Origin of the sequence: Bacteriovorax stolpii, from assembly GCF_002872415.1 — a bacterium.
In the GTDB taxonomy this organism is placed as follows: Bacteria; Bdellovibrionota; Bacteriovoracia; order Bacteriovoracales; family Bacteriovoracaceae; genus Bacteriovorax; species Bacteriovorax stolpii.
In genome coordinates, this window is the sequence record NZ_CP025704.1 from 3617366 (window position 1) to 3640752 (window position 23387).

23 protein-coding genes are annotated in these 23387 nt (G+C 39.7%); 8 read left to right on the top strand and 15 right to left on the bottom strand.

Going from position 1 to position 23387, the window contains the following annotated elements; all coding sequences use genetic code 11:
* Window positions 1–178 precede the first annotated feature (178 nt).
* The 3 genes from C0V70_RS17870 to C0V70_RS17875 are packed head-to-tail and all read right to left on the bottom strand — an operon-like array spanning window position 179 to window position 1668.
* Complete coding sequence (locus C0V70_RS17870) at window positions 179–1015, bottom strand: adenine nucleotide alpha hydrolase family protein (protein ID WP_102245228.1); 837 nt, start codon at window positions 1013–1015, stop codon at window positions 179–181.
* Window positions 1012–1209, bottom strand: a complete 198-nt coding sequence (locus C0V70_RS19105; RefSeq protein WP_133566658.1) for a hypothetical protein — start codon at window positions 1207–1209, stop codon at window positions 1012–1014. Before C0V70_RS19105 ends, C0V70_RS17870 begins: the two co-directional genes overlap by 4 nt.
* Window positions 1210–1236: 27 nt before the next feature.
* Window positions 1237–1668 (bottom strand): tail fiber domain-containing protein, encoded by a 432-nt coding sequence (locus C0V70_RS17875; RefSeq protein ID WP_158649743.1) that lies wholly within the window; start codon window positions 1666–1668, stop codon window positions 1237–1239.
* A 173-nt stretch (window positions 1669–1841) separates the two neighbouring features.
* On the opposite strand from C0V70_RS17875, the gene C0V70_RS17880 reads away from it, so the two are divergent.
* Genes C0V70_RS17880 through C0V70_RS17890 form a run of 3 tightly spaced genes read left to right on the top strand, consistent with a single transcriptional unit; the run spans window position 1842 to window position 5819 of the window.
* Window positions 1842–2951 (top strand): aminotransferase class I/II-fold pyridoxal phosphate-dependent enzyme, encoded by a 1110-nt coding sequence (locus C0V70_RS17880; RefSeq protein ID WP_102245230.1) that lies wholly within the window; start codon window positions 1842–1844, stop codon window positions 2949–2951.
* On the top strand, window positions 2944–4167 hold the full coding sequence (locus C0V70_RS17885) for a glycosyltransferase (protein WP_102245231.1): 1224 nt from the start codon (window positions 2944–2946) through the stop codon (window positions 4165–4167). Before C0V70_RS17880 ends, C0V70_RS17885 begins: the two co-directional genes overlap by 8 nt.
* Window positions 4164–5819, top strand: coding sequence for a carbamoyltransferase C-terminal domain-containing protein (locus C0V70_RS17890; RefSeq protein ID WP_102245232.1), 1656 nt, complete (start codon window positions 4164–4166; stop codon window positions 5817–5819). The genes C0V70_RS17885 and C0V70_RS17890 overlap by 4 nt, the downstream gene beginning before the upstream one ends.
* Here C0V70_RS17890 and C0V70_RS17895 read toward each other — a convergent pair.
* A complete protein-coding gene (locus C0V70_RS17895; protein ID WP_102245233.1) occupies window positions 5816–6091 on the bottom strand; it encodes a PqqD family protein in 276 nt (91 codons plus the stop codon). The genes C0V70_RS17890 and C0V70_RS17895 overlap by 4 nt on opposite strands.
* A 104-nt stretch (window positions 6092–6195) precedes the next feature.
* Here C0V70_RS17895 and C0V70_RS17900 point away from each other — a divergent pair, with 104 nt between their 5' ends.
* From C0V70_RS17900 to C0V70_RS17915, 4 genes are all read left to right on the top strand, one after another.
* Window positions 6196–6930, top strand: coding sequence for a radical SAM/SPASM domain-containing protein (locus C0V70_RS17900; protein WP_102245234.1), 735 nt, complete (start codon window positions 6196–6198; stop codon window positions 6928–6930).
* Window positions 6931–7014: 84 nt separating this feature from the next.
* Entirely contained in the window at window positions 7015–9141 is a 2127-nt protein-coding gene (gene scpA, locus C0V70_RS17905) for a methylmalonyl-CoA mutase (protein WP_102245235.1), read from the top strand.
* Complete coding sequence (gene meaB, locus C0V70_RS17910; protein WP_208107764.1) at window positions 9141–10103, top strand: methylmalonyl Co-A mutase-associated GTPase MeaB; 963 nt, start codon at window positions 9141–9143, stop codon at window positions 10101–10103. Before scpA ends, meaB begins: the two co-directional genes overlap by 1 nt.
* A complete protein-coding gene (locus C0V70_RS17915; RefSeq protein WP_102245237.1) occupies window positions 10100–11317 on the top strand; it encodes a twitch domain-containing radical SAM protein in 1218 nt (405 codons plus the stop codon). The genes meaB and C0V70_RS17915 overlap by 4 nt, the downstream gene beginning before the upstream one ends.
* Window positions 11318–11369: 52 nt before the next feature.
* On the opposite strand, the gene C0V70_RS17920 is transcribed toward C0V70_RS17915, so the two are convergent.
* The 8 genes from C0V70_RS17920 to C0V70_RS17955 all read right to left on the bottom strand — a co-directional run bounded on the left by C0V70_RS17920 (window position 11370) and on the right by C0V70_RS17955 (window position 20262).
* A complete protein-coding gene (locus tag C0V70_RS17920) occupies window positions 11370–11882 on the bottom strand; it encodes a biotin/lipoyl-containing protein (protein WP_102245238.1) in 513 nt (170 codons plus the stop codon).
* A complete protein-coding gene (locus tag C0V70_RS17925) occupies window positions 11882–13339 on the bottom strand; it encodes an acetyl-CoA carboxylase biotin carboxylase subunit (protein WP_102245239.1) in 1458 nt (485 codons plus the stop codon). The genes C0V70_RS17920 and C0V70_RS17925 overlap by 1 nt, the downstream gene beginning before the upstream one ends.
* On the bottom strand, window positions 13336–14901 hold the full coding sequence (locus C0V70_RS17930) for an acyl-CoA carboxylase subunit beta (protein WP_102245240.1): 1566 nt from the start codon (window positions 14899–14901) through the stop codon (window positions 13336–13338). The genes C0V70_RS17925 and C0V70_RS17930 overlap by 4 nt, the downstream gene beginning before the upstream one ends.
* Before the next feature lie 110 nt (window positions 14902–15011).
* Window positions 15012–16058 (bottom strand): hypothetical protein, encoded by a 1047-nt coding sequence (locus tag C0V70_RS17935; protein ID WP_102245241.1) that lies wholly within the window; start codon window positions 16056–16058, stop codon window positions 15012–15014.
* Between the two features lies 1 nt (window position 16059).
* The gene (locus C0V70_RS17940) at window positions 16060–16668 is read right to left on the bottom strand and encodes an ATP-binding cassette domain-containing protein (protein ID WP_158649745.1); all 609 of its coding nucleotides are present in this window, start codon (window positions 16666–16668) and stop codon (window positions 16060–16062) included.
* Window positions 16659–17207: an ABC transporter permease gene (locus tag C0V70_RS17945; RefSeq protein ID WP_158649746.1), complete on the bottom strand. Its 549-nt coding sequence runs from the start codon at window positions 17205–17207 to the stop codon at window positions 16659–16661. Before C0V70_RS17945 ends, C0V70_RS17940 begins: the two co-directional genes overlap by 10 nt.
* Window positions 17208–17266: 59 nt before the next feature.
* Window positions 17267–18241 (bottom strand): ABC transporter substrate-binding protein, encoded by a 975-nt coding sequence (locus C0V70_RS17950; protein ID WP_102245244.1) that lies wholly within the window; start codon window positions 18239–18241, stop codon window positions 17267–17269.
* On the bottom strand, window positions 18238–20262 hold the full coding sequence (locus C0V70_RS17955; RefSeq protein WP_102245245.1) for an alkaline phosphatase family protein: 2025 nt from the start codon (window positions 20260–20262) through the stop codon (window positions 18238–18240). Before C0V70_RS17955 ends, C0V70_RS17950 begins: the two co-directional genes overlap by 4 nt.
* A gap of 13 nt (window positions 20263–20275) precedes the next feature.
* On the opposite strand from C0V70_RS17955, the gene C0V70_RS17960 reads away from it, so the two are divergent.
* The gene (locus C0V70_RS17960) at window positions 20276–21181 is read left to right on the top strand and encodes a hypothetical protein (protein ID WP_133566656.1); all 906 of its coding nucleotides are present in this window, start codon (window positions 20276–20278) and stop codon (window positions 21179–21181) included.
* Here C0V70_RS17960 and C0V70_RS17965 read toward each other — a convergent pair.
* From C0V70_RS17965 to C0V70_RS17975, 3 genes are read right to left on the bottom strand one after another with little or no spacing between them, the layout of a single operon-like run.
* Window positions 21147–22022 (bottom strand): hypothetical protein, encoded by an 876-nt coding sequence (locus C0V70_RS17965; protein ID WP_102245247.1) that lies wholly within the window; start codon window positions 22020–22022, stop codon window positions 21147–21149. The genes C0V70_RS17960 and C0V70_RS17965 overlap by 35 nt on opposite strands.
* The gene (locus C0V70_RS17970; protein ID WP_102245248.1) at window positions 22019–22789 is read right to left on the bottom strand and encodes a type 2 periplasmic-binding domain-containing protein; all 771 of its coding nucleotides are present in this window, start codon (window positions 22787–22789) and stop codon (window positions 22019–22021) included. The genes C0V70_RS17965 and C0V70_RS17970 overlap by 4 nt, the downstream gene beginning before the upstream one ends.
* On the bottom strand, window positions 22777–23355 hold the full coding sequence (locus C0V70_RS17975; RefSeq protein ID WP_102245249.1) for a hypothetical protein: 579 nt from the start codon (window positions 23353–23355) through the stop codon (window positions 22777–22779). Before C0V70_RS17975 ends, C0V70_RS17970 begins: the two co-directional genes overlap by 13 nt.
* Window positions 23356–23387 lie beyond the last annotated feature (32 nt).

Below are 23387 nucleotides of genomic sequence, written 5' to 3' on the forward strand. Positions count from 1 at the left end.
CACCCAAAACATGGTGCCATGATTTAAAGACTAGTGATAAGGGCCAGGTTAAAACCCAAAGAATCGACAGTAAAAGGAGCGCAGTCGTTGAAAGCGTAAGCAGCCCTAAAAAAGAAATATTATTCTTTTCAAAACTAGCTCCACAACATCCTAAATCCTGGTCGAAAAAACTCATGATCTAATCCAGCATCTCTTTGACTTTTTTGTCATTGCGATTTTCTATCAACTTAATCATCGACTTAATTTTATCCGAGTAAAACTTCGTCGTCAGATCAGTGTATTCTTCATAGGTTTTGTTGGCCATGAAGTATTTCAGAGCGAAAATATTAAAAATGATAAACTGAAAGCATCGAGGTTGCCTCTTCTTATCATAGTCTGAACCTTTTACATTGGGAGAAGGCGCCAGCCCCATTTTATAAAGCCTGAACCCCGGGGTCTTTTCGTTTTCAAAACTAGCGACACTGTAATCTGACTCGCGGGCCAAAAGCTTGGCATTAGACTTATTGATAAAGTCTTTATCTTCCGGGCCATCCATTTCAAAGACTGGATTAAAATAAGTAATCCCGAAATGGGCATACATTCTTTTCATCTCATCAATCACCGGCTTCATCTGCGCCGGCTCCATCGTCATGGCCTGATTAGCTCCATCGGCGACAAAGTAAACTTCGTTATCAATACAATACTTGATTGTCCTGACGTGCATAGAAAGCTTGCAAAGCCCACATGTTGAAAGATTAAAGAGCCCATGTTTTTTGATGTTCTCAAAATAATTCTCGTAAGAGACATGTTGGAAAAGTTTATCAACGTTTAAAAACGTATGAACAAAACGGTCCTCACCGTATCTCTCTTTTAAAGCTTGAGTTTGAACAGCGGTATTGTCTGTGGCGTGAAACCCGAAACGGTCATAAGTGACCAGGTGAACTTTCTCAAAATTCTCCTGTAGCATGGCCGCAGTCAATGTTGAGTCTGTTCCTCCAGAGAATAAAATGGCGACAGCTTTTCCTGATGGATTCATGACTGCTTCCTCTTTTCTTCTTCGAGCTCTTTGGCCTTTCTAATTTCGCCCAGAATGTAGTTTAGGATTCCAAAATAAGTGAAATAAACGAACTGAGTGATCCAACCCAGGATTTCACTTAATATTACACGCAATCTCCATGGGAGAATAAGAGCGAGAAGACAAATGAAGTAACCAATTGCTCTACTTATCATTTTACCACGTAAAAGAAGAGAGATGCATTACTTGTTTTTTAACTGCTCTTCCAGGCTAAGAATTCTTTCGTTCAGGTTCTTGATCGTCTCAGCCATGATTGGAATCATTTGCTGATAGTTCACGAAGCTGTGTCCTTGAGGGTCTTTTTTTACAAGTTGAGGAAATTCTTTTTCCACTTCTTGGGCCATGAAACCAAACTGCTCACCTTGTGGGAAGTTGTGTTCCGGGAATTCTGAAGTTTTATAAGTGAAGTTGTAAGCTTGAAGTTGGCTTAGCTTTGAAAGAGCGTCTTGTGCATTAAGAGCTGAGATATCGTTTTTAAATGCGACATCAGAACCAGCAAAAACGTCTAGGTAAACGCTGTCTTTTAGAACTTCTGCTTCGATTTTTTCAAGATCGTATTCCTTGATCTCTCCAAAAACGTAGTCCTTAAGCGCCTTATTTTTGTTATCTTCCATGCTAAACCTCATTTTTGTATAGCTAATACTATAAACCAATATTCTAAATTAACAAAATTTAAAAAAACTACACTACGCGACAATAGCTTAGCGTTTCCCTTCGTATTTACATAGTCGGTAAATTGCCAATAAGATGGTGTATCTTAAGAGCGAAAATCGAGGAAAAAGGCCCTATGTATTACTGTGACGACCTGGAAATCAAGGCGATCGAAAGAGTCTTGAAAACCAAGAAACTCTTCAGATACCAAGGCAAGGATGTCGAGACAGAGTGCTCACAATTTGAGAAATCCTTCGCTCGTTATCTCAATTCTAAAAATTCCATTCTACTCTCAAGCGGTACCAATGCTCTGGTAAATGCTCTCTTTTCACTCGGAATCACTGAAGGCGACGAAGTTCTCATTCCCGCTTACACTTTTTTTGCAACAGCGGCCGCTGCTTTAGAACTCAAGGCCACTCCGATTGTAGTGAACATCGACCAACACCTGAGTTTTGACCCTGTCGATTTACAGCATAAAGTCTCTGATAAAACCAAGGCACTCATCGCCGTTCACATGGACGGTTATCCTTGCAACATGAATGCACTGACGGATTTTTGTCAGACTCACAACATTGCTCTCATCGAAGACTGTGCTCAAGCAGTCGGCGGTCAGTACCAGAATAAAAAACTCGGAAGCTTTGGAGTTTTTGGTTGTTTCTCTTTTAACGTTGATAAAATCATCTCGTGTGGAGAGGGTGGAGCCTTGAGCGTGAACGATGAAGAACTTTATCAAAGGGCGTTTCTTTATCACGACACTTGCAACCAGTTTGGTGTCACTCATAAAGACCTCTATTCCATTGCCAAATTTTCCGGAAAATCTATGCGCGCCTCTGAAATTCAAGGTGCCATGATGAATGTTCAACTAGATCGACTAGATACAATCATCGCGGATTTAAAAATAAGAAAAGATTTTTTAGATCATCGTTTTTCAGAATTAGGATTCGAGCACATTCCTACCTATGATAAAAACGGCGAATGTTTCACAACAACTCGCCTTTTATGTAAAGATGCAGCAGCCGTAAATGCCATGGTGATCTCTCTTAATAACCTTGGGATCAAAACCAATTCTCCCATGTTAAGGCCGGCCCATCACATTTGGCAGTGGCATGCACTACTTCCAAAAGCTCAGCATAAATTTGATTTCCTTCCAACAATTGATATTCTTTCCCGCATCCTGCTAGTGCACGTGAGCCTGAATGAAACAATGGAAGAGTGGCTGGAAAAAATAAAGAGGATTCATGCCTAATCAAAAGCGAATTGTCCTTCTGACCAGCAAAGATAATTTTGTTTGGACAAGTATGCAGGAAATTATTCCTATGATTGAGAGATCATGGTGTGAATTGGCCCAAAAAGAAAATCACCTACTAACAACAATCAATGTCGAAGACTCAACACCAGCACAGTTTATGCCGTCGCTTATTTCTTCAGACCTGATTGTGATTTCATGTTTTAATACAAAAATTGCCCGCTTTATTAAAATAATCAGAGAGAGTTATAAGATCGACACTCCCTTTTTTTTCTATCTTCACGGGCTAGCAACTATTGGGCTCTGGCCACTTGAACGTTTTGGAGTTCTGTCTCTTTTTACTTCCAATGATCTTTTTATTGGTACATGCGAAGGTGATTTAGAATCAATGAAGATCTCTTTTGAGAACGCCAGGACTCAAAAGATCCCTTTTACAATTTCTGATTCTCCAATGCTCCATGACCACTTAAGTGCGAGTGCTCCTTTTGTTTATATTGGAAGAATTTCTCCACAAAAGAATCTGGACCAATTAATCACAGCTTATTCAGATCTCCCCTTGAGTATTAGAGAGAATCATCCTCTCTATTTATATGGGAGCGAAGATCACTTGGGTTATCCCAATATTGGCCAGAAAGAGAATACTTATCTGGAAAAACTCAAAAAATTAGTTGAGACCTTAAACCTAGAAGACCAAGTCACTTTTAAAGGTTTTGTGCACCGACTGGATATTCAAAGAGAGCTTGGCTCAAATTATATTTTTGTCAGCCCTTCAACTCACTCTGATGAAAACTTTGGCATGGCCGCCTTTAGAGCACTTCTTTCTGGTGCCACTTGTGTCTTATCAGACTGGGGCGGACACAAAGAGTATAAAAATCATTATCCTAATCATATTTATTACGTCACAGCTCTTTTAACAGACACCGGGCCAATCATACCTCTTAAACAATTTACCGAAACTCTCTTGCTGGCCGTGCGAGAAAGACAACAAGGACAGCCTGGTTTTCCTGAAGCTTTTTCAATGGAAACGATTCACTTAATTTTAAAAAATGAAATGGCCCGCCTTCCTCTTCAAAATGAAAGCCTAAAACCTAAATCCCTGGCCCAAATTTTAATTTCTCAACAGAAAGAATTTGAATCACAAGAAGATATCCAACGCTGTTTTCATTCATTTTCCGATCCCGCTTTTGTTTCTTTTTTTAAGGCGTACGCCAAATGAAAAAAAAATATTTAGGTCTGGGAAAAACAAAATATAGCTCTTCTGTTTGTTTAATCGATCAGGATCAGTCTGTCGAAATGCTCTTAACTGAAAGATTAAACCGTAAAAAAAACTCCGGTGCCTGGCCAGAGCTTCCACTTAAATCTCTTAATGAAAGACTTGATCGCTCAAATTTGATAATAGCAGAAAACCGCGACGTTCATCACCCGATGCAAATTGAAGACATCCAAAATGGAATCTTCCCTTTTTATGATTATCTTAAAAAAGAGAATTTAGATTTTTTCACTAGCAGATTTAACCCACACATCGCTTTTATCTCTCACCATTTCTGTCATGCCTCTGCGGCACTTGCCATTTCACCTTTTGAAAAAGCAGTAATCATTGTCATGGACGGAGCCGGAACTGAAGTGAATGTAGAAGAATATGAGGAATGTTCAGTCTTTTTGCAAGACGGAGTCAAACTCACCCCTTCCTTCAGGCAAACGATTCGCTTTTCTAAATCTCACAAACACTCTCAACACAGTTTCGGAAACCGTATCGGTTCTGCTTATGAAAAAGCTTCTGAGTTTATTTTCAACTCTCCTAACTCTTCGGGAAAAGTTATGGGACTGGCCTCATTTGGAAAAGCACTCCCTTTAAAAGACTATTACGATTTCATGGAAAATCTTCCATGGGATTTAAGCTTTAAAAAGAAATCCAAGCAAGATTGGGAAAATACAGACCATACTCTTTTTAAAAATATCGCAGCGACGGTCCAGCAAGCGTTGGAAGACGATTACGCGAGAATCATCGCTAAAATCAAAGAGCTTCACCCTGAATATGAAAACCTAATCCTCACTGGAGGGTGCGCCCTTAATTGCACCAATAATGCAAAAATCCTCTACCAGAATCTTTTTAGAAGAATTTTCGTCCCTCCATTCCCCGGTGACGAATGTATTGGTTTTGGTCTGGCGCACGCACTAAAATTCAAAGAACATCCAGAATCATGGCAACCTCTTTTATTTGAAAACCAATCGGCCTATTTTGGCGCTCAAAGTTCAGTGCCGACTGATCATGAAATTGAAAAGCATTTCAGTTCAAATGAATTTAAATTAGAAAAACACCAAGATATTACAAAAGTAACTGCTCAACTTCTTTGCGAGGGGCAAACGGTTGCCTGGTTTCAAGGAAGAAGCGAATCAGGCCCTCGCGCTCTTGGAAACCGCAGCATCCTTTCTCGCCCTGACATTCCCGGCCTCAAAGATAGACTCAATTCCGATGTCAAATTTAGAGAGAGTTTCCGCCCTTATGGCTGCTCGGCGCTCTACGAGAAGGCTCATCTCTACTTTGATGTCGAAGAAGGCTTTAACAACCCTTATATGTCTTATGCGATCAAAGTCCGCCCTGAATTCAAGACCACTTTAAAAGAAGTGAGTCATATAGATGAAACATCTCGTATGCAAACAGTGAGAGCTGGTCAAAACGATAGATTCTACAAATTAATTAACGAGTTCGGTCAAAAAAGCGGACTTTATTGTCTGTTAAATACCTCACTCAATGTCATGGATGAACCGATTTTAGAAACTGTGGCAGACGCTAGACGTTTTATGGAAAAGACCCCCATTGAATATCTCATCATTGGGGATTTTGTTATCAAAAAAATAAATAATTAAGCTTTTACCAGAAGGTTTTTCGATACCAGAGTTTCAACGAAATTCTTGATATCAGATTGAATTTGCTCTTTTGGTGCATTGTAAGTAGAAAACATTTCTTCAGCGATTTGATTAAGATCTTTTTTTGCCACCATCTCTTTCCAGATTTCTGCAGCAGCTCCATTAATCTTAAAGAACGTACTACCTTCATCCATTTTCATCAGGATCACTGTTCCATCTTGATTAGATCTAGAAACGATGTCTTCTGGAATCGAATAATTGCTCTCAAACATGAATAAACCCCTTTTGCCTTCTTTCCAAAAGTATTCTACAGTTAACGAATTAATGTCAATAATAAAGCATTTCCCATTGGGGAAATCTACGCGGCACCCAAGACATGACTAAGTATTTTCTAGGCATTGAAATTGAAATCAATCATCATTGCAACTTAGCTTGTACTTATTGTCCTAATTCAAACACTGAAAGGATTAACAAAGGCCTCATGTCGCTGGAAAATTTCCGCGTGATCATGAATCAATTAAAAGACATCAATTACGAAGGGAAAATCAGTTATCACTTTTACAACGAGCCGATGCTTCACCCGAAACTTGAATCTTTCGTCAAACTCAGCAAAGAAATTTTACCTAAAAGTCAGTCTGAAATTTTTACTAATGGTGTGTACTTAAATCCTGAGCGCTATGAAGCTCTCAGAAAAGCTGGTGTTGATCGCTTTACTGTGACCAAACATAAAGGCCTCACTAAAATTGCTTTTGAAGAAACTTACAACGGACTCTCTTCTGAGGAAAAGACCCGCAATCAGTTTTTTGATTACTCTAAGCTCGTTTACACTAATCGCGGCAACCTGGTTGATTACGGAAAAAAACTTGATCAACCTTCAAAAAAGATGTGCCTGATTCCCACTTGCGCTCTGGTTGTCACCGTCAATGGAAACGTCGTAACTTGTTATGAGGACTATCAGGAAAAAACCGTCATGGGCAACGTCTTTAACGAACATATTAAAGACATCTGGATCAAGCCAGAGTATCAGTCCTTCCGAGAGGATTTAAAGCAAGGATTCCGCTACAAGCACGAAGTGTGCAAAACCTGTAACAATCTCAAAGTTGTCGTCTAAAACCCGCTCTGAGCCACGCATCAAATTTCCCACTTTAACAACTCTTTGCTAGAGTAAGAGCATCTCTCATCTAAAGGAAAATGTATGTTAAACGATTGGGAAAAACTCGTCGAAAAAGAAACTAAAGGCAAAAAGCCAAGTGACCTGACATGGAACTCTCCAGAAGGAATTCCGGTTAAGGCCTTCTACTCTAAAGCTGATACAGAAAAACTAAAATTTACAGATACAATGCCGGGAATTGAGCCTTTTATCAGAGGGCCAAAAGCCACTATGTACGCTGGACGTCCATGGACGATCCGTCAGTATGCTGGATTTTCAACAGCTGAAGAATCAAATGCATTCTATAGAAAAGCACTCGCTGCTGGGGCTCAAGGGGTTTCAGTTGCTTTCGATCTTGCCACTCACCGCGGATACGATTCAGACCACCCACGCGTTTCAGGTGATGTTGGAAAAGCTGGTGTAGCAATTGACTCCGTTGAAGATATGAAAATTCTTTTTGATGGAATCCCATTAGATAAAGTTTCTGTTTCAATGACAATGAACGGAGCCGTTCTTCCAATTTTAGCTAACTACATCGTTGCTGCTGAAGAGCAAGGCGTCTCTCAAGATAAACTTTCTGGAACTATCCAAAACGATATCTTAAAAGAATTCATGGTGAGAAACACTTATATCTTCCCACCAGCTCCTTCAATGAGAGCGATCGCTGACATCTTCGCCTACACAGCGAAGAATATGCCAAAATTCAACTCAATCTCTATTTCAGGATACCACATGCAGGAAGCTGGAGCGGATGCCGTTCTAGAACTTGCTTACACAATCGCTGACGGAAAAGAATACATCGACACTGCTCTTGCCGCTGGCATGAACATCGACGACTTCGCTCCAAGACTTTCATTCTTCTTTGGTATCGGAATGAACTTCTACATGGAGATTGCAAAACTTAGAGCTGCAAGATTTCTTTGGAATAAAGTTGTTTCTAAATACAACCCGAAAAAAGAAGACTCGAAAATACTTCGCACGCACTGCCAGACTTCTGGTTGGTCACTGACTGAGCAAGACCCATACAACAACGTTATCAGAACAACGATTGAAGCTATGGCCGCTGTTTTCGGTGGAACTCAGTCACTACACACCAATGCTTTTGATGAGGCCATCGCACTTCCGACTGAATTTTCGGCGAGAATCGCCAGAAACACTCAGATCATTATCCAGGAAGAAACTCACATCACAAACGTCGTTGACCCTTGGGGTGGATCATACATGATGGAAGCTCTGACTCAAGAGATGATCGATAAAGCTCAGGCCATCCTTGATGAAGTTGAACAAGCTGGTGGAATGGCAAAAGCGATCGAAACTGGCATTCCAAAACTTAACATTGAAAAATCAGCGGCCATTAAACAGGCCCGCATTGATAAAGGGCTAGATGTTATCGTTGGGGTCAATAAGTATCGTCTAAAAGAAGAAGACGCGATTGAAACTCTTGAAATTGATAACCATAAAGTTCGCGACTCACAAATCGTCCGCTTAGAAAAACTAAGAAACAACCGCGATGACGAAGCTGTGATGCAAGCTCTTGAGGAGCTGACAGAATACGCTCGCACTGGAAAAGGAAATGGACTTGACCTTGCCGTTAAGGCCGCTCGCCTTCGCGCCAGTGTTGGAGAAATCACTTACGCCCTGGAAAGAGTTTGGGGACGCTATAATGCTAATACACAAACAGTAACCGGTGTTTACGGTAAATCTTTTGAAAAGGATGAGAACTGGATGAAAATCGCAGAGGACATTAAAGCTTTCGTAGAAAAACACGGACGCCGTCCGAGAATGCTCGTTGCGAAGATGGGTCAAGACGGCCACGACCGCGGAGCAAAAGTTATTGCAACCGCTTTTGCTGACGTTGGCTTTGATATCGATCTTGCTCCTCTTTTCTCAACTCCTGCTGAAGTCGCAAAACAAGCTGTAGAAAACGACGTTCACGTTGTGGGGGTTTCTTCTCAAGCTGCCGGACATAAAACACTTATCCCGGATTTAATTGCAGAACTTAAAAAACTTGGTGCTGACGATATCATCGTTGTTGCCGGTGGAGTTATTCCAAAAACGGACTACGACTTCTTATGGAAAGCAGGAGTTAAAGGAATTTTCGGACCAGGAACAGTTATTCCTGTTGCAGCCCGCGATGTTCTAAAAGCGATCGAAGAAAACCTTAAAGGCTAATGATGATTGATTTTAACAAACTGATAAGCGGCGATAGAAGAACCTTAGCAAGGGCCATCACTCTTTTGGAATCAACTAAAGATTCTGATCGTGCTCTTGCAGAAGATCTTTTAGATAAAGCTCTTCCTCATTCGGGAAAAAGCTTTCGCATTGGGATCACCGGTGTTCCAGGTGTAGGAAAGTCGAGCTTTATCGAAGCTTTTGGGCAACACCTGATCGCTAAAGGACATAAAGTTGCCGTTCTCGCTGTCGACCCAAGCTCTCCGATTAATGGCGGAAGTATCATGGGCGATAAAACGAGAATGGAAAAACTCTCATCAATGAATGAAGCTTTTATTCGTCCCTCTCCCACTTCAGGTTCATTAGGTGGTGTCGCTTTTAAAACCAGAGAGGCCATCGTTCTTTGCGAAGCTGCCGGTTTTGATTTCATTATCGTTGAAACTGTTGGTGTTGGACAATCTGAATACGAAGTTCATAGCATGGTGGATTTTTTCGCCATTCTTATGCTTCCCAATGCGGGTGACGAACTTCAAGGGATCAAAAGAGGAATTTTAGAACTCGCTGATCTTATCGTTGTAAATAAGGCCGATGGACAGACGATCCAACTGGCAAAAGCAGCTGTTCAACAATACACAGGTGCAGTTGAACTTTTAACTTCTGTTTCTTTATGGAAACCAAAAGTTGTGGCGACTTCGTCTCTGGAAAAAACCGGAATTGATAACGTTTACGACATCATCAGCGAATACAGAACAACTCCTGCCATTGCCGGCGCTTTTAAAACAAAAAGAGCTGAACAAAATAAAAACTGGTTTCATAAACTAGTGCATGAATTAATCGAGCTAAGACTTAATTCTAAAAAAGAATACAAAGACAAACGTGCAAGCCTTGAAAGCGAAGTCACCGCGGAGAAAAAATCTCCTCTAAGTGCCGCCCAAGATTATATTAATGAGGTCCTTAAGTGACCTCGTCGACCTTTTGCATTCTCCCTTGGTTGCATTCGGCAATCGAGGCAGATGGGCGAGCATTTCCTTGCTGCCTATCGACGAGAGATAAAGCGATTGGTCACCTTCACCAGAACTCACTGGCCGAAATTTACAATTCTCCCGCCTATAAAAAAATTCGCACAGATATGCTTGAAGGCAAAAAAGTCGCCTCCTGCACTCACTGCTACGATATTGAAAAATGCGGTGGAACTAGTTTAAGACAAGACTCTAACCGCGACTTTCAAAACGAGATCGAAAAGAGAATTGCCGAGACAGCACCAGATGGCACTCTTCCTGAACTTAATATCACTTCTCTTGATTTGCGCTTTTCTAATGCCTGCAACTTCAAGTGCCGCACATGTGGCCCCAATTCAAGTTCATCTTGGTATGAAGATTTTAATGAACTTACTCCCTCAGAGAAATTCACCAAAATCCTAAGACCGACAAAAACCAAAGAAGAATTCTGGAGCATGATAGACCCTATGCTACCGACACTTAAAAAAGTCTATTTTGCTGGCGGAGAGCCTCTACTTGAACCAGATCACTACCTGATGCTGGAAAAGCTTCTGGCCTTAAAAAACACTGATCTTACACTCCACTACAACACCAACTTCTCGGCCATTAAGCTGGGAAATAAAATCACTTTTGATTACTGGAAGCAATTTAGCGATGTAAGCCTTTTTTTAAGTTACGACGGATTTGGAAAAAAAGGCGAATATATCAGAAGCGGTATGGACTGGAAGAAAATCCAGGAAAACCACCGCCAGATGCAGTCTCACTCGCATATCAAATACTACATCACTCCAACGGTGAGTGTGCTCAACGCTTTTCATCTGCCCGAATTCTTCTCGCACCTGATTGAAGAGGAACTCATTACCGATGGAAGTCAGATTGGACTCAATATCGTCCACCACCCGACTTTTTATAATGTGACGATTTTCTCCCAGGCCGAAAAGAAGGCCCTAAGAGACTTATATTTAAATTTCATCGAGAAGAAACTTAAGACATACAAGATCGACAATATCGAGCATTTAATCCAACAACTTCACATGGTACTTAACTACGCTGAAGAAAAAACAGAAGACTCTCCTTCTGATAGAAAGATGTTCTTAATGCAAACAGTGTCTCTTGATAAAGTCAGACAGGAAAAGATGCTGGCCCTTTTTCCTGAACTCATTGGTTTTTACCAATAAAAAAGCCCCAGACAATGCTGGGGCCTTCGTATAAAGCTTTTTTAAAAAAATCTTATTCCGCTTCTACTTCGATCATAAGAACGCCGTTATCAAGAGCATCTCCCGGTTTAACGTGGATAGCTTTAACAACACCGTCTGTTCCACACTTAATCTCGTTTTCCATTTTCATAGCTTCAAGAATTAAAAGTGTCTGACCTTTAGTAACTTTGTCGCCAACTTTGCAGTTGATCTTAACAACTTTACCTGGCATTTGCGTAAATAGTCCGCCTTCGTCTCCACCACCAAGTGAAGATGGCTTGTATCCGCGGTAAAGCTTGAAAACTTTATCCACGTTCAGCATAATCCCTGGAGAATCCTGACGAGCAAGCTTATTCCATCTTACACCATCAGTTGAAGCAAAGTACTGATCAGCAAGTTTTCTAACAAAGATGTTTTCCTTGTTAACTTCTTTTTGATCTTTAATCGTTCTGAACTCAAACTCCACCATCTCTGCTGAGTGAGTGATCGTTTTTGTCAGGTCGATAATGTATTCGTTTTTATCGTTATCAATTAAATACGTTCTCATTATAACCCCATTCTTCTTGCTTCAATTCCCGCAATCTGTTTGTAGATGTGCGTGAAGTTCATGTCTGTACTCACCTGCTCTTGAGGTTTTTCAGTACCAATGAAGTTAGTTGAATATTTACCTTTAACGAAAACTTCGTTCTTCATAATCACTTTATGAAGAGGGATGTTCGTCTTTAATCCTTCGATTAAAAGACCATCAAGAGCAGCTTTCATTTTTCTGATTGCCACTTCTCTTAGAATCCCTTTAACAACCAGCTTTCCTACCATCGGGTCGAAGTCTGGAGTGACTTGAAGTCCTTTATAAAGACAGTTATCAAAACGAGTTCCTTGAGGGAAGTTCGTTTCACAACCTGTTACAGTTCCTGGAGCTGGAAGCATCGTGATTGGATCTTCAGCACAGATACGGCATTCAATAGCGTGACCTGTTCTCTTAATCCATTCCTGCGAAGGAATCCCAAGATCGTCACCGAAAGCAGACTGGATCATACATACGATCAAGTCGATTCCTGTGATTTCTTCAGTAATCGGGTGCTCTACCTGGATACGTGTGTTCATCTCAAGGAAGTAGAACTCTCTGTCTTCACCCATGATTAATTCAACAGTTCCTGCAGAGTCATACTTGATGGCCTTAGCAAGGTTAACCGCTGACATACAAACGCGTTGACGAAGATCTTCATCATCACCAATGAATGGAGATGGAGCTTCTTCAACGATCTTTTGGTGACGACGTTGAATTGAACATTCTCTTTCGAAGAAATGGAAAACGTTTCCTTTTCTATCAGCAAGGATCTGAACTTCAATATGGTGTGGGTTTACGATGTATTTTTCTACAAGTAAGTCACCGTTCTTGAAAGCAGCCGCTGCTTCTCTTCCTACAGCTTCGAAGTTATTTCTAACGTCTTCCTCGTTGTGACAAACGCGCATACCACGTCCACCACCACCAGCAACAGCTTTAAGAAGGATAGGATATTTAATCTGATTACCAATTTTAATAGCTTCTTCAATAGACTTTACCGGGCCAGTTGAACCAGGAACGACTGGCATACCAACTTTCTGAGCAAATTCTTTTGAAACCGCTTTATCACCCATAACTCTTACAGCTTCCGGGTGTGGTCCAATCCAAGTGATTCCATTATCAACTAGAGCTTGAGAAAACTCTGTGTTTTCAGAAAGGAACCCGTACCCTGGGTGAACACCATCAATTTTATACTTTTTACAAACATCAAGGATGTTTGGAATGTTTAAGTAAGTCTCAGCATTTGTAGACCCTGGAAGTCTTACCCATTCGTCACACATTTCAAGGTGTTTTGCTTGAACTTCGTTATCAGTCCAAACACCAACAGCAGTGTGACCTAACTCGCGACACGCCTTAGCGATACGAGAGGCAATTTCTCCACGGTTAATGATAAGAATTCTTTTGTTAGATGAAGTCGTCTTTGTTGTACCTTGGCTCATAGTTGGATGTTCCCGTGTTTACGTTTAGGCTTCTCTTGCTTCTTATTCTTAAGAGCAACAAGGTATTCATAAACTCTCTTACGAGTTTCTTCCGGAAGAATGATCGCGTCCATGAACCCAAGTTCCGCAGCTCTGTAAGGATTTGCGAATTGCTCTTCATAGTCAGCGATTAACTGTGCTTTCTTATCGTCGAAAGCTTTTCCAGTTAACCCTTCCATTTCACCTCTGTGAATAATGTTTACCGCACCTTCAGCTCCCATTACCGCGATTTCCGCAGTTGGGTAAGCAAGGTTAACGTCTGTTCTGATGTGTTTAGACGCCATAACCAGATATGCACCACCGTAAGACTTACGAGTGATGATTGAGATTAGAGGTACAGTTGCCTCAGAGTAAGCATATAGAAGTTTTGATCCGTGCTTAATGATCCCGCCGTACTCCTGGTTAGTTCCTGGAAGGAACCCTGGAACATCTACTAAAGTTAGGATAGGAATATCAAAAGCGTCACAGAATCTTACGAAACGTGCTGCTTTTTCAGATGAATCGATATCTAAAACCCCTGCAAGAACTGAAGGTTGGTTAGCTACGATACCAATCTTGATTCCACCAACTGAAGCGAAACCAACGATGATATTCTTTGCATAGTCTTTATGAACTTCAAGGAATTGAGCATCGTCAACAACATCAAAGATGATCTCTTTCATGTCGTACGGTTTTTTCGGATTAGCTGGAACTGTTTCTTTAATTTTTACGTTGTCGCGATAGATTGTATCCGACGTGTATTTTGGAGTCGCTTTAGTGAAGTTCGCCGGTGGAATGTATGAAAGAAGTTCACGAACTCTCTCAAAACACTCATCTTCCGATCCAACTTTAAACTGCGCTACACCTGATTTCTCAGCGTGTGTCCCAGCTCCACCAAGCTGATCTTTTGTTACTTCTTCGTGAGTTACGGTCTTAATAACATCTGGCCCTGTTACGAACATATAAGATGTCTTATCAACCATAAAGATGAAATCTGTTAGAGCTGGAGAATAGACCGCTCCACCTGCACATGGCCCAAGAATGAGAGAGATTTGTGGAATAACCCCAGAACACTTTACGTTTCTGTAGAAAATTTCACCGTATCCGGCCAGACCTTCAACACCTTCTTGAATACGAGCTCCACCTGAGTCGTTCATTCCGATGATTGGGATTCTGTTTTCAAGAGCAAAGTCCATGATCTTGCAGATTTTCTTTGCGTGAGCAGATCCTAGAGATCCACCAAAGCAAGTAAAGTCTTGAGAGTATAGAGCGATCTTTTGTCCGTTGATAGTTGCAATACCTGTAACTACACCGTCACCAAGAAAAGACTCTCCTTTTCCCATAACCGCTTTTTTACTAATAATGAAACGATCAAATTCAAGAAATGATCCCGGATCTACCAGGCGCTCAATTCTTTCTCTCGCTGTATATTTGCCTTGTTCGTGTTGTTTTTTAATACGGGCTTCGCCGCCGCCAAGTTCAGACTCTTGTCTTAATTTTAGCAATAGCTCACGCTTCCCTTCCAGTGTCTGGGTTTGAGACATAAAAAAACCTCCTAAAGAAGGAGGCATTTTATACTGTCATTCTTTAGGAGGCTACTTATAGTGCGTCAAATAAGAGTGAAAAAACACAACTAAACAACGCAAGGCACAGACTAGAAAGGGCCACGATAGTTTTTGAAGAAGGTATTTAAATTGATTAAGCGCGCCTCTTGAAAGACTTGGCCTCCGCTACCAAAGGGCGCGGGCTTGGGTGTGAATTTTTTCTCTACGTTCCAATTTTTATCAAAGTAGGCGGCCATGTGGCCTTCTTGTGGTGTGTACACTGACGCGAGCTTCCTTTGATTTGGCAGAAGCTGCATTCCTCCGGCGAGTGCTTGATAGAATTTCTTCCCCTGATATTTCATATCATAAACCTTAATGGCCTCTTTGCCGTTTACCAGTGGATCAATTTCAGCGATCGCAGAATAAGGTCTTTTCGGTTCAGATGCACTGAAGTGGTTATTCACGTAAAGAAGGATTTTTCCTTCGGGCGTTGATTGAATGTCGTGAAAGTTAATTCCTGGAAGTTCAATATTTCTATGCCATAAGACTTTTTTAAAATCGCGGTCAAAAATGAGTACATATCCGGTAAAGGAAAAGTTCACTAACCAGTTTCCTTCGGCAAATGCCGGGATTTTTTTAGAAATTGGATTCTTGGTAATCTGAAAAAAAGAATTCACATGAGTTGTGTCACATAAATAATTTTTGCTATTTCTCATATAGAGTTTTTTTAAGAAAGCATACTCTCTGGAGACTTGAATAATCTTTTTCTCAAAAACATCTCGGAAATCAACAACGTGCTTTTTTCGTCCTGTTTTCATATCGTAGATTTCAATTGTATCGAATCTGGTCTCACAACCAAAAATGTTATGAGATGTTTCCCCTAAGATCGCCAACTCATTCCTCTCGCTATCTACTTTAAGCTGGTGGTGGTGAACTCCAGGAGCTGACCAGAGCACTTTTTCATTGGCATTGATATATTGGATATCTTCATAATTGACCTGAATCCTGTCACCACTTTCTTCAAAGTGGCACATTGACCCAGGAAACCTTTTAATCAAGCCGCCATTTTCATCGTAGAGTTCACAACCGATCTGAATAACCGGCATTGCCCAAGACACTGAAATAAAAAACAAGAAAAAAAACAGAAACTTTAACATGCTAAAGCTCCACAACTCTGGAAATTAGATGGCCAATACTTTCAGTGTTATGATCAATAAGGATTAAGAGAATATTATTTTTTTCAGTAAAACTTTTAACTTCAGATAAAATATCATTTTTCCATTTATTGTCTAAAGAACTTAGTGATTCATCCAAAATCAAAACTTTTGGTTTAAGAAGCATCCCACGTAAAATGGCCAATCTTCTCTTCATCCCTCCGGAAATTTCTTTGGGAAATAAATTTTTAGAATTTGCCAGTCCAAATTTTTGTAAATAGCCGTCAAAATCTATCGTTCCCGTCTCTAGCCCTGCTTCTTTTAGAAAAAGCAAATGTTCCTTTACGCTCAACCATGGAAATAAATCATTCTCCTGATGAACGACGATGACATCGCGGGAAGGAGAGAAGATCTTTTTTCTATCAACTTCAACACTTCCACTTTGAGGTTTTAAATGACCTGCAATTAATGAGGCCAAAGTACTTTTACCACGCCCCGAAGTCCCTTTAAGCAAAACGACTTCGCCAGGATGAGCAGTGAAATTGATACCTGAAAAAACTGATATGTCTTTAGAGTAAGCAAAATAAAGATTTTGGACTTTAACTACTTCCACGGGGCCATCCTCGCTTCCAATAAATAAAGAAGTCTCGTCATTAAATATCCAATGACTCCAATAGCGATCATATCGTAAATCATATTTGTATATTGCAAATTGATTCGATTGATCTGAATGGAATACCCTAGTCCTGATTGGCCACTAATCATTTCAGCAGCAATAATCGACATCCACCCCATAGAAAAACCTACGCGGATACCAGTCATGAGCTGAGGTAAGATAGCTGGAATAAGAATAAGCCTAAGCATCTTCACTTTACTTAACTGCATTGACCTCGCCGTCTGAAGCACTTCGAGCTTGATGCTCTCCAGGCCATCATACACTTGCGTGACAATTGAAGGCAAAACACCGATAAAAACAATGATAAAAGAAGCTGTATTGCCAATTCCGAAAAACAAAATAACAAACGGGATCCATGCAATCGGTGGCGGAAACTTAGGTGCATCTAAAATTAAATTGATTATAAAATTTCTTTTTAGAAACCGTGGTAAAGAATAGCGCAAAAAACCTAGGAGAATCCCCAGAACAACTGCCATCGCGCCTCCAATGAGGACGCGAGAAAAACTGCTCCAGGAATTTAAAAGAAGGTCGTACATTATTTTACAAGCTTAGCGTAATCATTATTAACAAAGTCTTTCATATTGATCTCTTTGTTAATGTTTTTCTTAATGAAGTCTGCTCCCTTTTGCATAATCATGAAGTCATCTTCATTAAACTGCATGCGAATATCAGCATTCTTCTTAGCATTTAAATTCGGCTCAAGTGATGAAGCAATGGCCAAAGCGCCACTGTCTTTTAAATCAAATTTTGCTTCTTCCATAAACCATTTATCAACTTGTGCTCTATTTTTGTTGTAATAAGCATAAGCATCACGCATAGATGTAATCATTGCGACTGCGGCCTTCGGACTCTTTGCCAGGAACTCCTTATTCATCAAAATCATCGAGCAAACTTTGCCAACATGAATCTCTCTTACTAGTCCTCTTGATTTTAAGATGGCCGGAACCGGGTCAAATCCACTTAAAGCATCAAACTGATCCCACATCAAAGCCTCTGCTCCGTTTTTTAAAACGAGTGGAATATGCTCCTGAATCCCCAGGTTGATTAGCTTTACATCTTCTCTGGCGTTCAATCCTGCTTGTGTTAACCCGTCTACCACAATTCTTTCGGCCGCTGCTCCAAATGGCACACCAACAGTTTTTCCTTTTAATTCTTTTAAATCTTTAATCGGTGATTTCACAGGAACATAAGTTGATGTTCTGTTGTACATCATACGAGAAATCCCTATCCAACCTTTATCTTTTGAAAAAAGCTGAGCTGCCGGTTGATCTGCAGTCAAAACCACATCGATTTGTGATCCCATTGCTAACTCGTTTAACTCCGGCCCAAAGTTTCTTCCTACGAACTCTGCTTCAATTCCATTCTTTTTTAGAATATCAGTATGCTTTAATACCTGAACCAGCTGGCCTTGAAGCGCCCAGGGAACCTGCCATCCAATACGAAGCTTAATGGGCTCATCGGCCATTGCTAAGCTAGAAACTAAAAATAAAATTGCTATTAACTTTTTCATTTCTCACCTATATAAAAAATTTCACTTATAACTTTGCCATCAAGCACAGGCTTGGTCGGATGATTTATCTTTGTTATTTTAGCGATTGTTGCATACTGGTCTACATGTTGTAAAACTCGCTCAATTTTGAAATTGGTTTTTATCCCCGGGCCAGCAATCACAAAAGGGGTTAAGAGTCCTTCAATATGCTCTGGGTTTAAGGCCTGCTTGTAACCACCTTTTAATGAGCCAGTGACAACTTCCCCGTCCTCACTCACATCTTCGACCCAACTAAAACCTGGCAACGGTGAAATGACCAAATCGCCAACGCGCTCTTTAGGCATATGTATTTCTTCAACGGCTTCACGACGCCAAACTCCGGCCAAAATCCGCTTCCCTGTTTTGTTATCTTTTAATTCATTGATGGCCTTAATCACTTCTTCTTTAAGTTTCTCTGATTCTTGGGTATGAACTGGATTATAAGGATCGCCCAATCCTTTAGGGTTAACGTAGATATTATTCATCTGTAGAAAAACAACCTGCGTTTCCTTCCAGTCAATTTCATAACTTTTTGTTCGTTTACTGTAATGAAATTTCAGCCATCCTTTTTTGGCAAAAAGATTATTCAATCGAACTTCATTATTAAGTGGAATGGCGCCATGATCAGAGCTCAGAACAATGTAGGTGTTTTCATCTGCATTTTTCATGATCTCACCTAGAACGCGGTCCATTTCACGGTACATATCTTTGACTTCTGTCCAAAGTAACTTTTTTTCTTCTGCTGAAATCGTTTTTGATAAATGCCCGTCGTTATCAATATAAGGAAGCCACCACCTGCTTGTGAGCATTTGATTTGGATTATAAACACTATGAATAATGAAGTCGGATTTTAAGTCTTTCATCAAATAAGGAACAACTCTTTGATGCCAATCCCAGCTCAGTTTTGATTCTTCCAGAAAAGTCTGTTTATCGTTCTTGTGATAAATCAATTGAGGTGGATAGTTATCGACAAAATCAACCATTGGTCCTAGTTTTTTTGTCATATCGTCTGCCAGAACTGTCGGATAAGTTAAGTATTCATTTAAAGAATCAAATAAAATTCTTAAGCGGAATTTGCCGTCAGACAAGGCAATCAGCTTCACTTTGGCATGTACATTCACTTCTACAGACGAAAGCTGATTTTCCCAATCTGTTTTTTTAGGTGAATGAATCTGGTAGTCATTTTTTAATTCATAAGTAAGTGGCAACATAAACCAATTTGACCACTGCCCTTCCTTTAAAAGAAATTCGCTTCCATTCACAGACAAAGTCACAGCATCCTTCAACACTTGAATGTTAAAGCTCTGTCCCCATGTCTTGAATTCATAAAAATTAGTTTTTTTCTCATGTGCAAACGTCAGAAGCTCAGGACCACTCGCAAACACCAGCCTGTTGTGCCCCAGGCTTTTGTATAATTTCTCATCCTTTTGCTCAGGCTCAACGACCATCGATGGAAACTCAACACCCCATCCTCCCCAGCGACCTTTAATGACGTTACCTTTAAAGATTTCAGGAGGAGTTGACCCTGGTACAGACTGCAGAGAAACGATGTAACTCTTATCTTCTAACTCTGTCCAAATAGGTGCAACGAGCTTCGCTAAAGAGCTAAAGCCCCCTTTGCTCACCATACTGAGAGGGTAACCAAAAGTTCTCATTGCTCCGTCGGCAACTCCATGCTTATCTGGGTTGACTCCTGTTAAAAGAGTCGCAAAATTTGTTGGCGTATGCCCCGGAAAAACAGGACGTGAATAACCATAACTCCCCCTGGCCATTAAAAGCCTTAAGTTGGGAAGTTCTCCATTGTTGGCCCATTCAAAAATATTAAATTGCTTGCGGTCTGCCCGAAGTCCATCAGGAATGAACCAATAAACTTTGATCTTATTTTTTTCAAATGAGCTCGGTGCTTGTTTATTGGCAATAAAGACGGCAAAGAAAAAAAAGATTACTGAAGTAACCTGTATTATCAACGGCACTGAATGTTTAGACAAAATTCTATTTTTCATTCATCATTAAAGTATGCGACAACTTTTTTATCCCACATTCGTACTTATTGGTATTTTGCTTGGATGGTCATTTCCATTCTATGCATTGGCCTTTAGCAAGTGGGCCTTTGTTGTCTTATTTATTTTATTATCTATTAATATGATCTCTGTTGATCTTAAAATTAAATCAATTTTTAATTATAATAGCACGGACTTTTATTTTATCTTCTTCTCTTATTTTTTTATTCCCGCCTTGGTTTTCACCTCAGCTCACTTTCTGAATGTCGCACACACATTGAAACTCGGATTCTTTATTACAGGGCTTGCACCACTCGCGATTATTACACCCCAATTCTTGAGTGAGCAGGATAAAAAGCAGCTCGCACTTAAGCACATCCTAAGTTCGACCTTCCTTTTTCCTCTTTATTTCTCAATCATGGTCTATTGCTTTTTTAATCAAATGATTAAAGTAGATATTCTATCTATCATTCTGGACTCTTTACTGCTGACGATTCTTCCTATTCTTCTTGTTTTTTCTTTTAAAAAAATCTTCAAAAAGTCATCTGACCAATTGATTAAAAAAGTGGGGCAAGGCCTGCCTTTAATCAATATGCTCTTAATCGGTATTTTAAGTTTTATTTTTGTTGGAAGTTCTTATTTGAAGAATGACTTGCACCATTTTATGACACAAGACTGGATTGCCATTATTTGTTTTGCTGTCTTTCAGGATTTTGGTGTCTTTTTCCTGGCCAAGCTCTTTAAATTCCCGAAGGCCTATGCCATTGCTGTTTCTATGAAAAATGTGCCTTTTGTTGGTATCTTTGCTTTGTTATTTTTCCCTCAGGCCCTTATTGCTATTATTTCAATTCTTGTCGTGCATATTTTTCTTATTTTCTTTCACTCGCTTAATCAAAAGTCTCAATCGCCGTCGACAAATTAAAGCCCCTGCCTACTTTAAGGGCCTTTATCATTTTAGGCACTCCTAAAAAGCTTCTTTCCTCAAAAACAATTTCTTCATTCTTTTTGTATGCTCGTAAAAGCTTGCTATCAAAATCGATCAAAACTTGTCCTTCTGTTGCCTCCAGATCGCAAACCTCTTTCATTTTTACGCCCGATTCAAAATCCCATTGCTCCATACAAAACTTAGCGTCTGTTCTGTTTTTAGTGAGCATTACCAGGTCACCATTTTTTCTTATGATTGCATCCATTATGGTTACCTCTCTTGTGGTATTCATAACAAACTCAAACCGATTCAAGTTAGGATTTATAAAAAAGAGAGACCCCATTCTTTTAGAGAAAATCACATAAAGATCATTTTTAGCAGCCATTTTTTCTGGCAATAGACTTTTTCTAATTTTTCTTGCGCGGGTAAATCCTGGAAACGGGTAACATAGTTTGTGAGTATTAGTGGACTCACTGACATTAAGACGTAAAACTCTTTGCTGATTAATTAATCCGATAACCTGTCCAAGTTGATCTAATCCACTCCATTTTCGAGTCCCCCCAACCACTTTTATATAATCAGTTGGAAACTTACAAAACATTGTGTCTTCAATTTTTTGATAAAAAATATAAAACTCATTCTTTTTTTGTCCTTCTACAAAAAACACATTTTGTACATCTCTGCTCAAATTGCTTTTCTGGCGAAGATCCTTTTCTTTGCATTCTTTTGTCTCTGCAAACTTAATTTCCTTCTCTGAAATTACGATTTTCTGGCAATTACTTTCGAGCGAAACCGCCATAGCACTAGAGATTAAAAAATGAATCAAAAATGAAATCATTTGGAACCTTCAGACGCATAAAGCTTAATCATTTGTTGAAAGTTAACTTCAAATTGTTCCCTGTCTTTCTTATCCTTTAATAAAGATTCATTAAGTTCTTTAACAGCTCCAAAATCAAGCGGAGTGATATTTCTTGGCCGAATCCCATTTTTTTTAAGCGCATTTATAAAAGCAGGCTCACTCACAAACGTTTCAGACTTTGCCCCTAACACTAAAAAATAAAAACCTGCATTGAACTTAATAGAAGATAGCTTTTTATATTGATTATATAATTCAGGATCAACGACAACTGCATCCACACTCTGGCCATTTAATACAAAGCCAGAATTAATCAAGACTTCAAGATCCCGCGAATTCACGGCCATTTTACGGTATTGAATCTTTCCAAGATACTTTTTTAAAAAGTATTCATTCGTTGAGTTCGGAATGACCCCAATTGTTTTGTTTTCTAACTTTTCCTTATCAATCTTTCCTAATTTGGGAGAAAAGAGAATATAAGCATAAAAGTCATCAATAACTCGCTTAACTAGAATCTCACCATACCACATCGACTGAATGGTATTTTGTGGAGAAAGAATAGACATCGACAACTCTCCACCAATTGTTCGATTCATCGTTCTCAGGCTAAACCTGTCGTATTCAAATTTAATTTTTATTTTATCTTCTTGATGATTCGTTAGTTTTTTATAGGCCGGTGGAACGCCAACTGTAATTTCAACGGCTGAGACTGAAAAAGAGAGAATTGAGAAGAGGATTACCTTAAGCATTTAACTTCGGCCCCCTCAAGGTCTTTTTTGTTTTTCGCGAAATACTTCACATCAAACAATTGCGCCTGTTTTTCACATAAAACGACAAAATATTTTGAAAAGTAGGTCACACTTTCACCATCGCATTTCCCATAGGCAAAATTACGGGTGGCCTTTGTATCAAAAACAACGCTAAGAGTTCCCTCTTTAGAAACCACTTTTTTCTTTAAAGCCTCTTTCTCAAAGCATTCGGTATTAACTGTAATCGCCCCTTGGTAAGGCGAAGATCTTTGTTCGAACAAGAGTGAGAATTGAAGAATCTTTCGTTGAAAACTATTCTTCATCTCTTTGACATTTTTGTTTTTTAGATCCTCATACGTGACCTTTATAATTTGACCATCACCTGACTCTAATACGTATGAGCCAGCTGGATCAAAAGGACCCTCTTTAACTCTTTTAAAGCTCTTTAAATCTTTGGAATGGTCTAATTGTATTGATTGGTAAGTGATTGAGGAAAAGGCAATAGCAGGAGATAAAACTAAAAAAGCAGTTAGTATGAAGTTTTTAATTTTAAGAGCTATAGCCATTTATCCAATGATATAGCAGGCTCAAAATAACT

Excerpts from the sequence above, each read along its gene's own strand:
- C0V70_RS17870 (WP_102245228.1), bottom strand. The coding sequence starts at position 1,015 with ATGAATCCATCAGGAAAAGCTGTCGCCATTTTATTCTCTGGAGGAACA.
- C0V70_RS19105 (WP_133566658.1), bottom strand. The coding sequence starts at position 1,209 with ATGATAAGTAGAGCAATTGGTTACTTCATTTGTCTTCTCGCTCTTATT.
- C0V70_RS17875 (WP_158649743.1), bottom strand. The coding sequence starts at position 1,668 with ATGGAAGATAACAAAAATAAGGCGCTTAAGGACTACGTTTTTGGAGAG.
- C0V70_RS17880 (WP_102245230.1), top strand. The coding sequence starts at position 1,842 with ATGTATTACTGTGACGACCTGGAAATCAAGGCGATCGAAAGAGTCTTG.
- C0V70_RS17885 (WP_102245231.1), top strand. The coding sequence starts at position 2,944 with ATGCCTAATCAAAAGCGAATTGTCCTTCTGACCAGCAAAGATAATTTT.
- C0V70_RS17890 (WP_102245232.1), top strand. The coding sequence starts at position 4,164 with ATGAAAAAAAAATATTTAGGTCTGGGAAAAACAAAATATAGCTCTTCT.
- C0V70_RS17895 (WP_102245233.1), bottom strand. The coding sequence starts at position 6,091 with ATGTTTGAGAGCAATTATTCGATTCCAGAAGACATCGTTTCTAGATCT.
- C0V70_RS17900 (WP_102245234.1), top strand. The coding sequence starts at position 6,196 with ATGACTAAGTATTTTCTAGGCATTGAAATTGAAATCAATCATCATTGC.
- scpA (WP_102245235.1), top strand. The coding sequence starts at position 7,015 with ATGTTAAACGATTGGGAAAAACTCGTCGAAAAAGAAACTAAAGGCAAA.
- meaB (WP_208107764.1), top strand. The coding sequence starts at position 9,141 with ATGATGATTGATTTTAACAAACTGATAAGCGGCGATAGAAGAACCTTA.
- C0V70_RS17920 (WP_102245238.1), bottom strand. The coding sequence starts at position 11,882 with ATGAGAACGTATTTAATTGATAACGATAAAAACGAATACATTATCGAC.
- C0V70_RS17925 (WP_102245239.1), bottom strand. The coding sequence starts at position 13,339 with ATGAGCCAAGGTACAACAAAGACGACTTCATCTAACAAAAGAATTCTT.
- C0V70_RS17930 (WP_102245240.1), bottom strand. The coding sequence starts at position 14,901 with ATGTCTCAAACCCAGACACTGGAAGGGAAGCGTGAGCTATTGCTAAAA.
- C0V70_RS17935 (WP_102245241.1), bottom strand. The coding sequence starts at position 16,058 with ATGTTAAAGTTTCTGTTTTTTTTCTTGTTTTTTATTTCAGTGTCTTGG.
- C0V70_RS17945 (WP_158649746.1), bottom strand. The coding sequence starts at position 17,207 with ATGGCAGTTGTTCTGGGGATTCTCCTAGGTTTTTTGCGCTATTCTTTA.
- C0V70_RS17950 (WP_102245244.1), bottom strand. The coding sequence starts at position 18,241 with ATGAAAAAGTTAATAGCAATTTTATTTTTAGTTTCTAGCTTAGCAATG.
- C0V70_RS17955 (WP_102245245.1), bottom strand. The coding sequence starts at position 20,262 with ATGAAAAATAGAATTTTGTCTAAACATTCAGTGCCGTTGATAATACAG.
- C0V70_RS17960 (WP_133566656.1), top strand. The coding sequence starts at position 20,276 with ATGCGACAACTTTTTTATCCCACATTCGTACTTATTGGTATTTTGCTT.
- C0V70_RS17965 (WP_102245247.1), bottom strand. The coding sequence starts at position 22,022 with ATGATTTCATTTTTGATTCATTTTTTAATCTCTAGTGCTATGGCGGTT.
- C0V70_RS17970 (WP_102245248.1), bottom strand. The coding sequence starts at position 22,789 with ATGCTTAAGGTAATCCTCTTCTCAATTCTCTCTTTTTCAGTCTCAGCC.
- C0V70_RS17975 (WP_102245249.1), bottom strand. The coding sequence starts at position 23,355 with ATGGCTATAGCTCTTAAAATTAAAAACTTCATACTAACTGCTTTTTTA.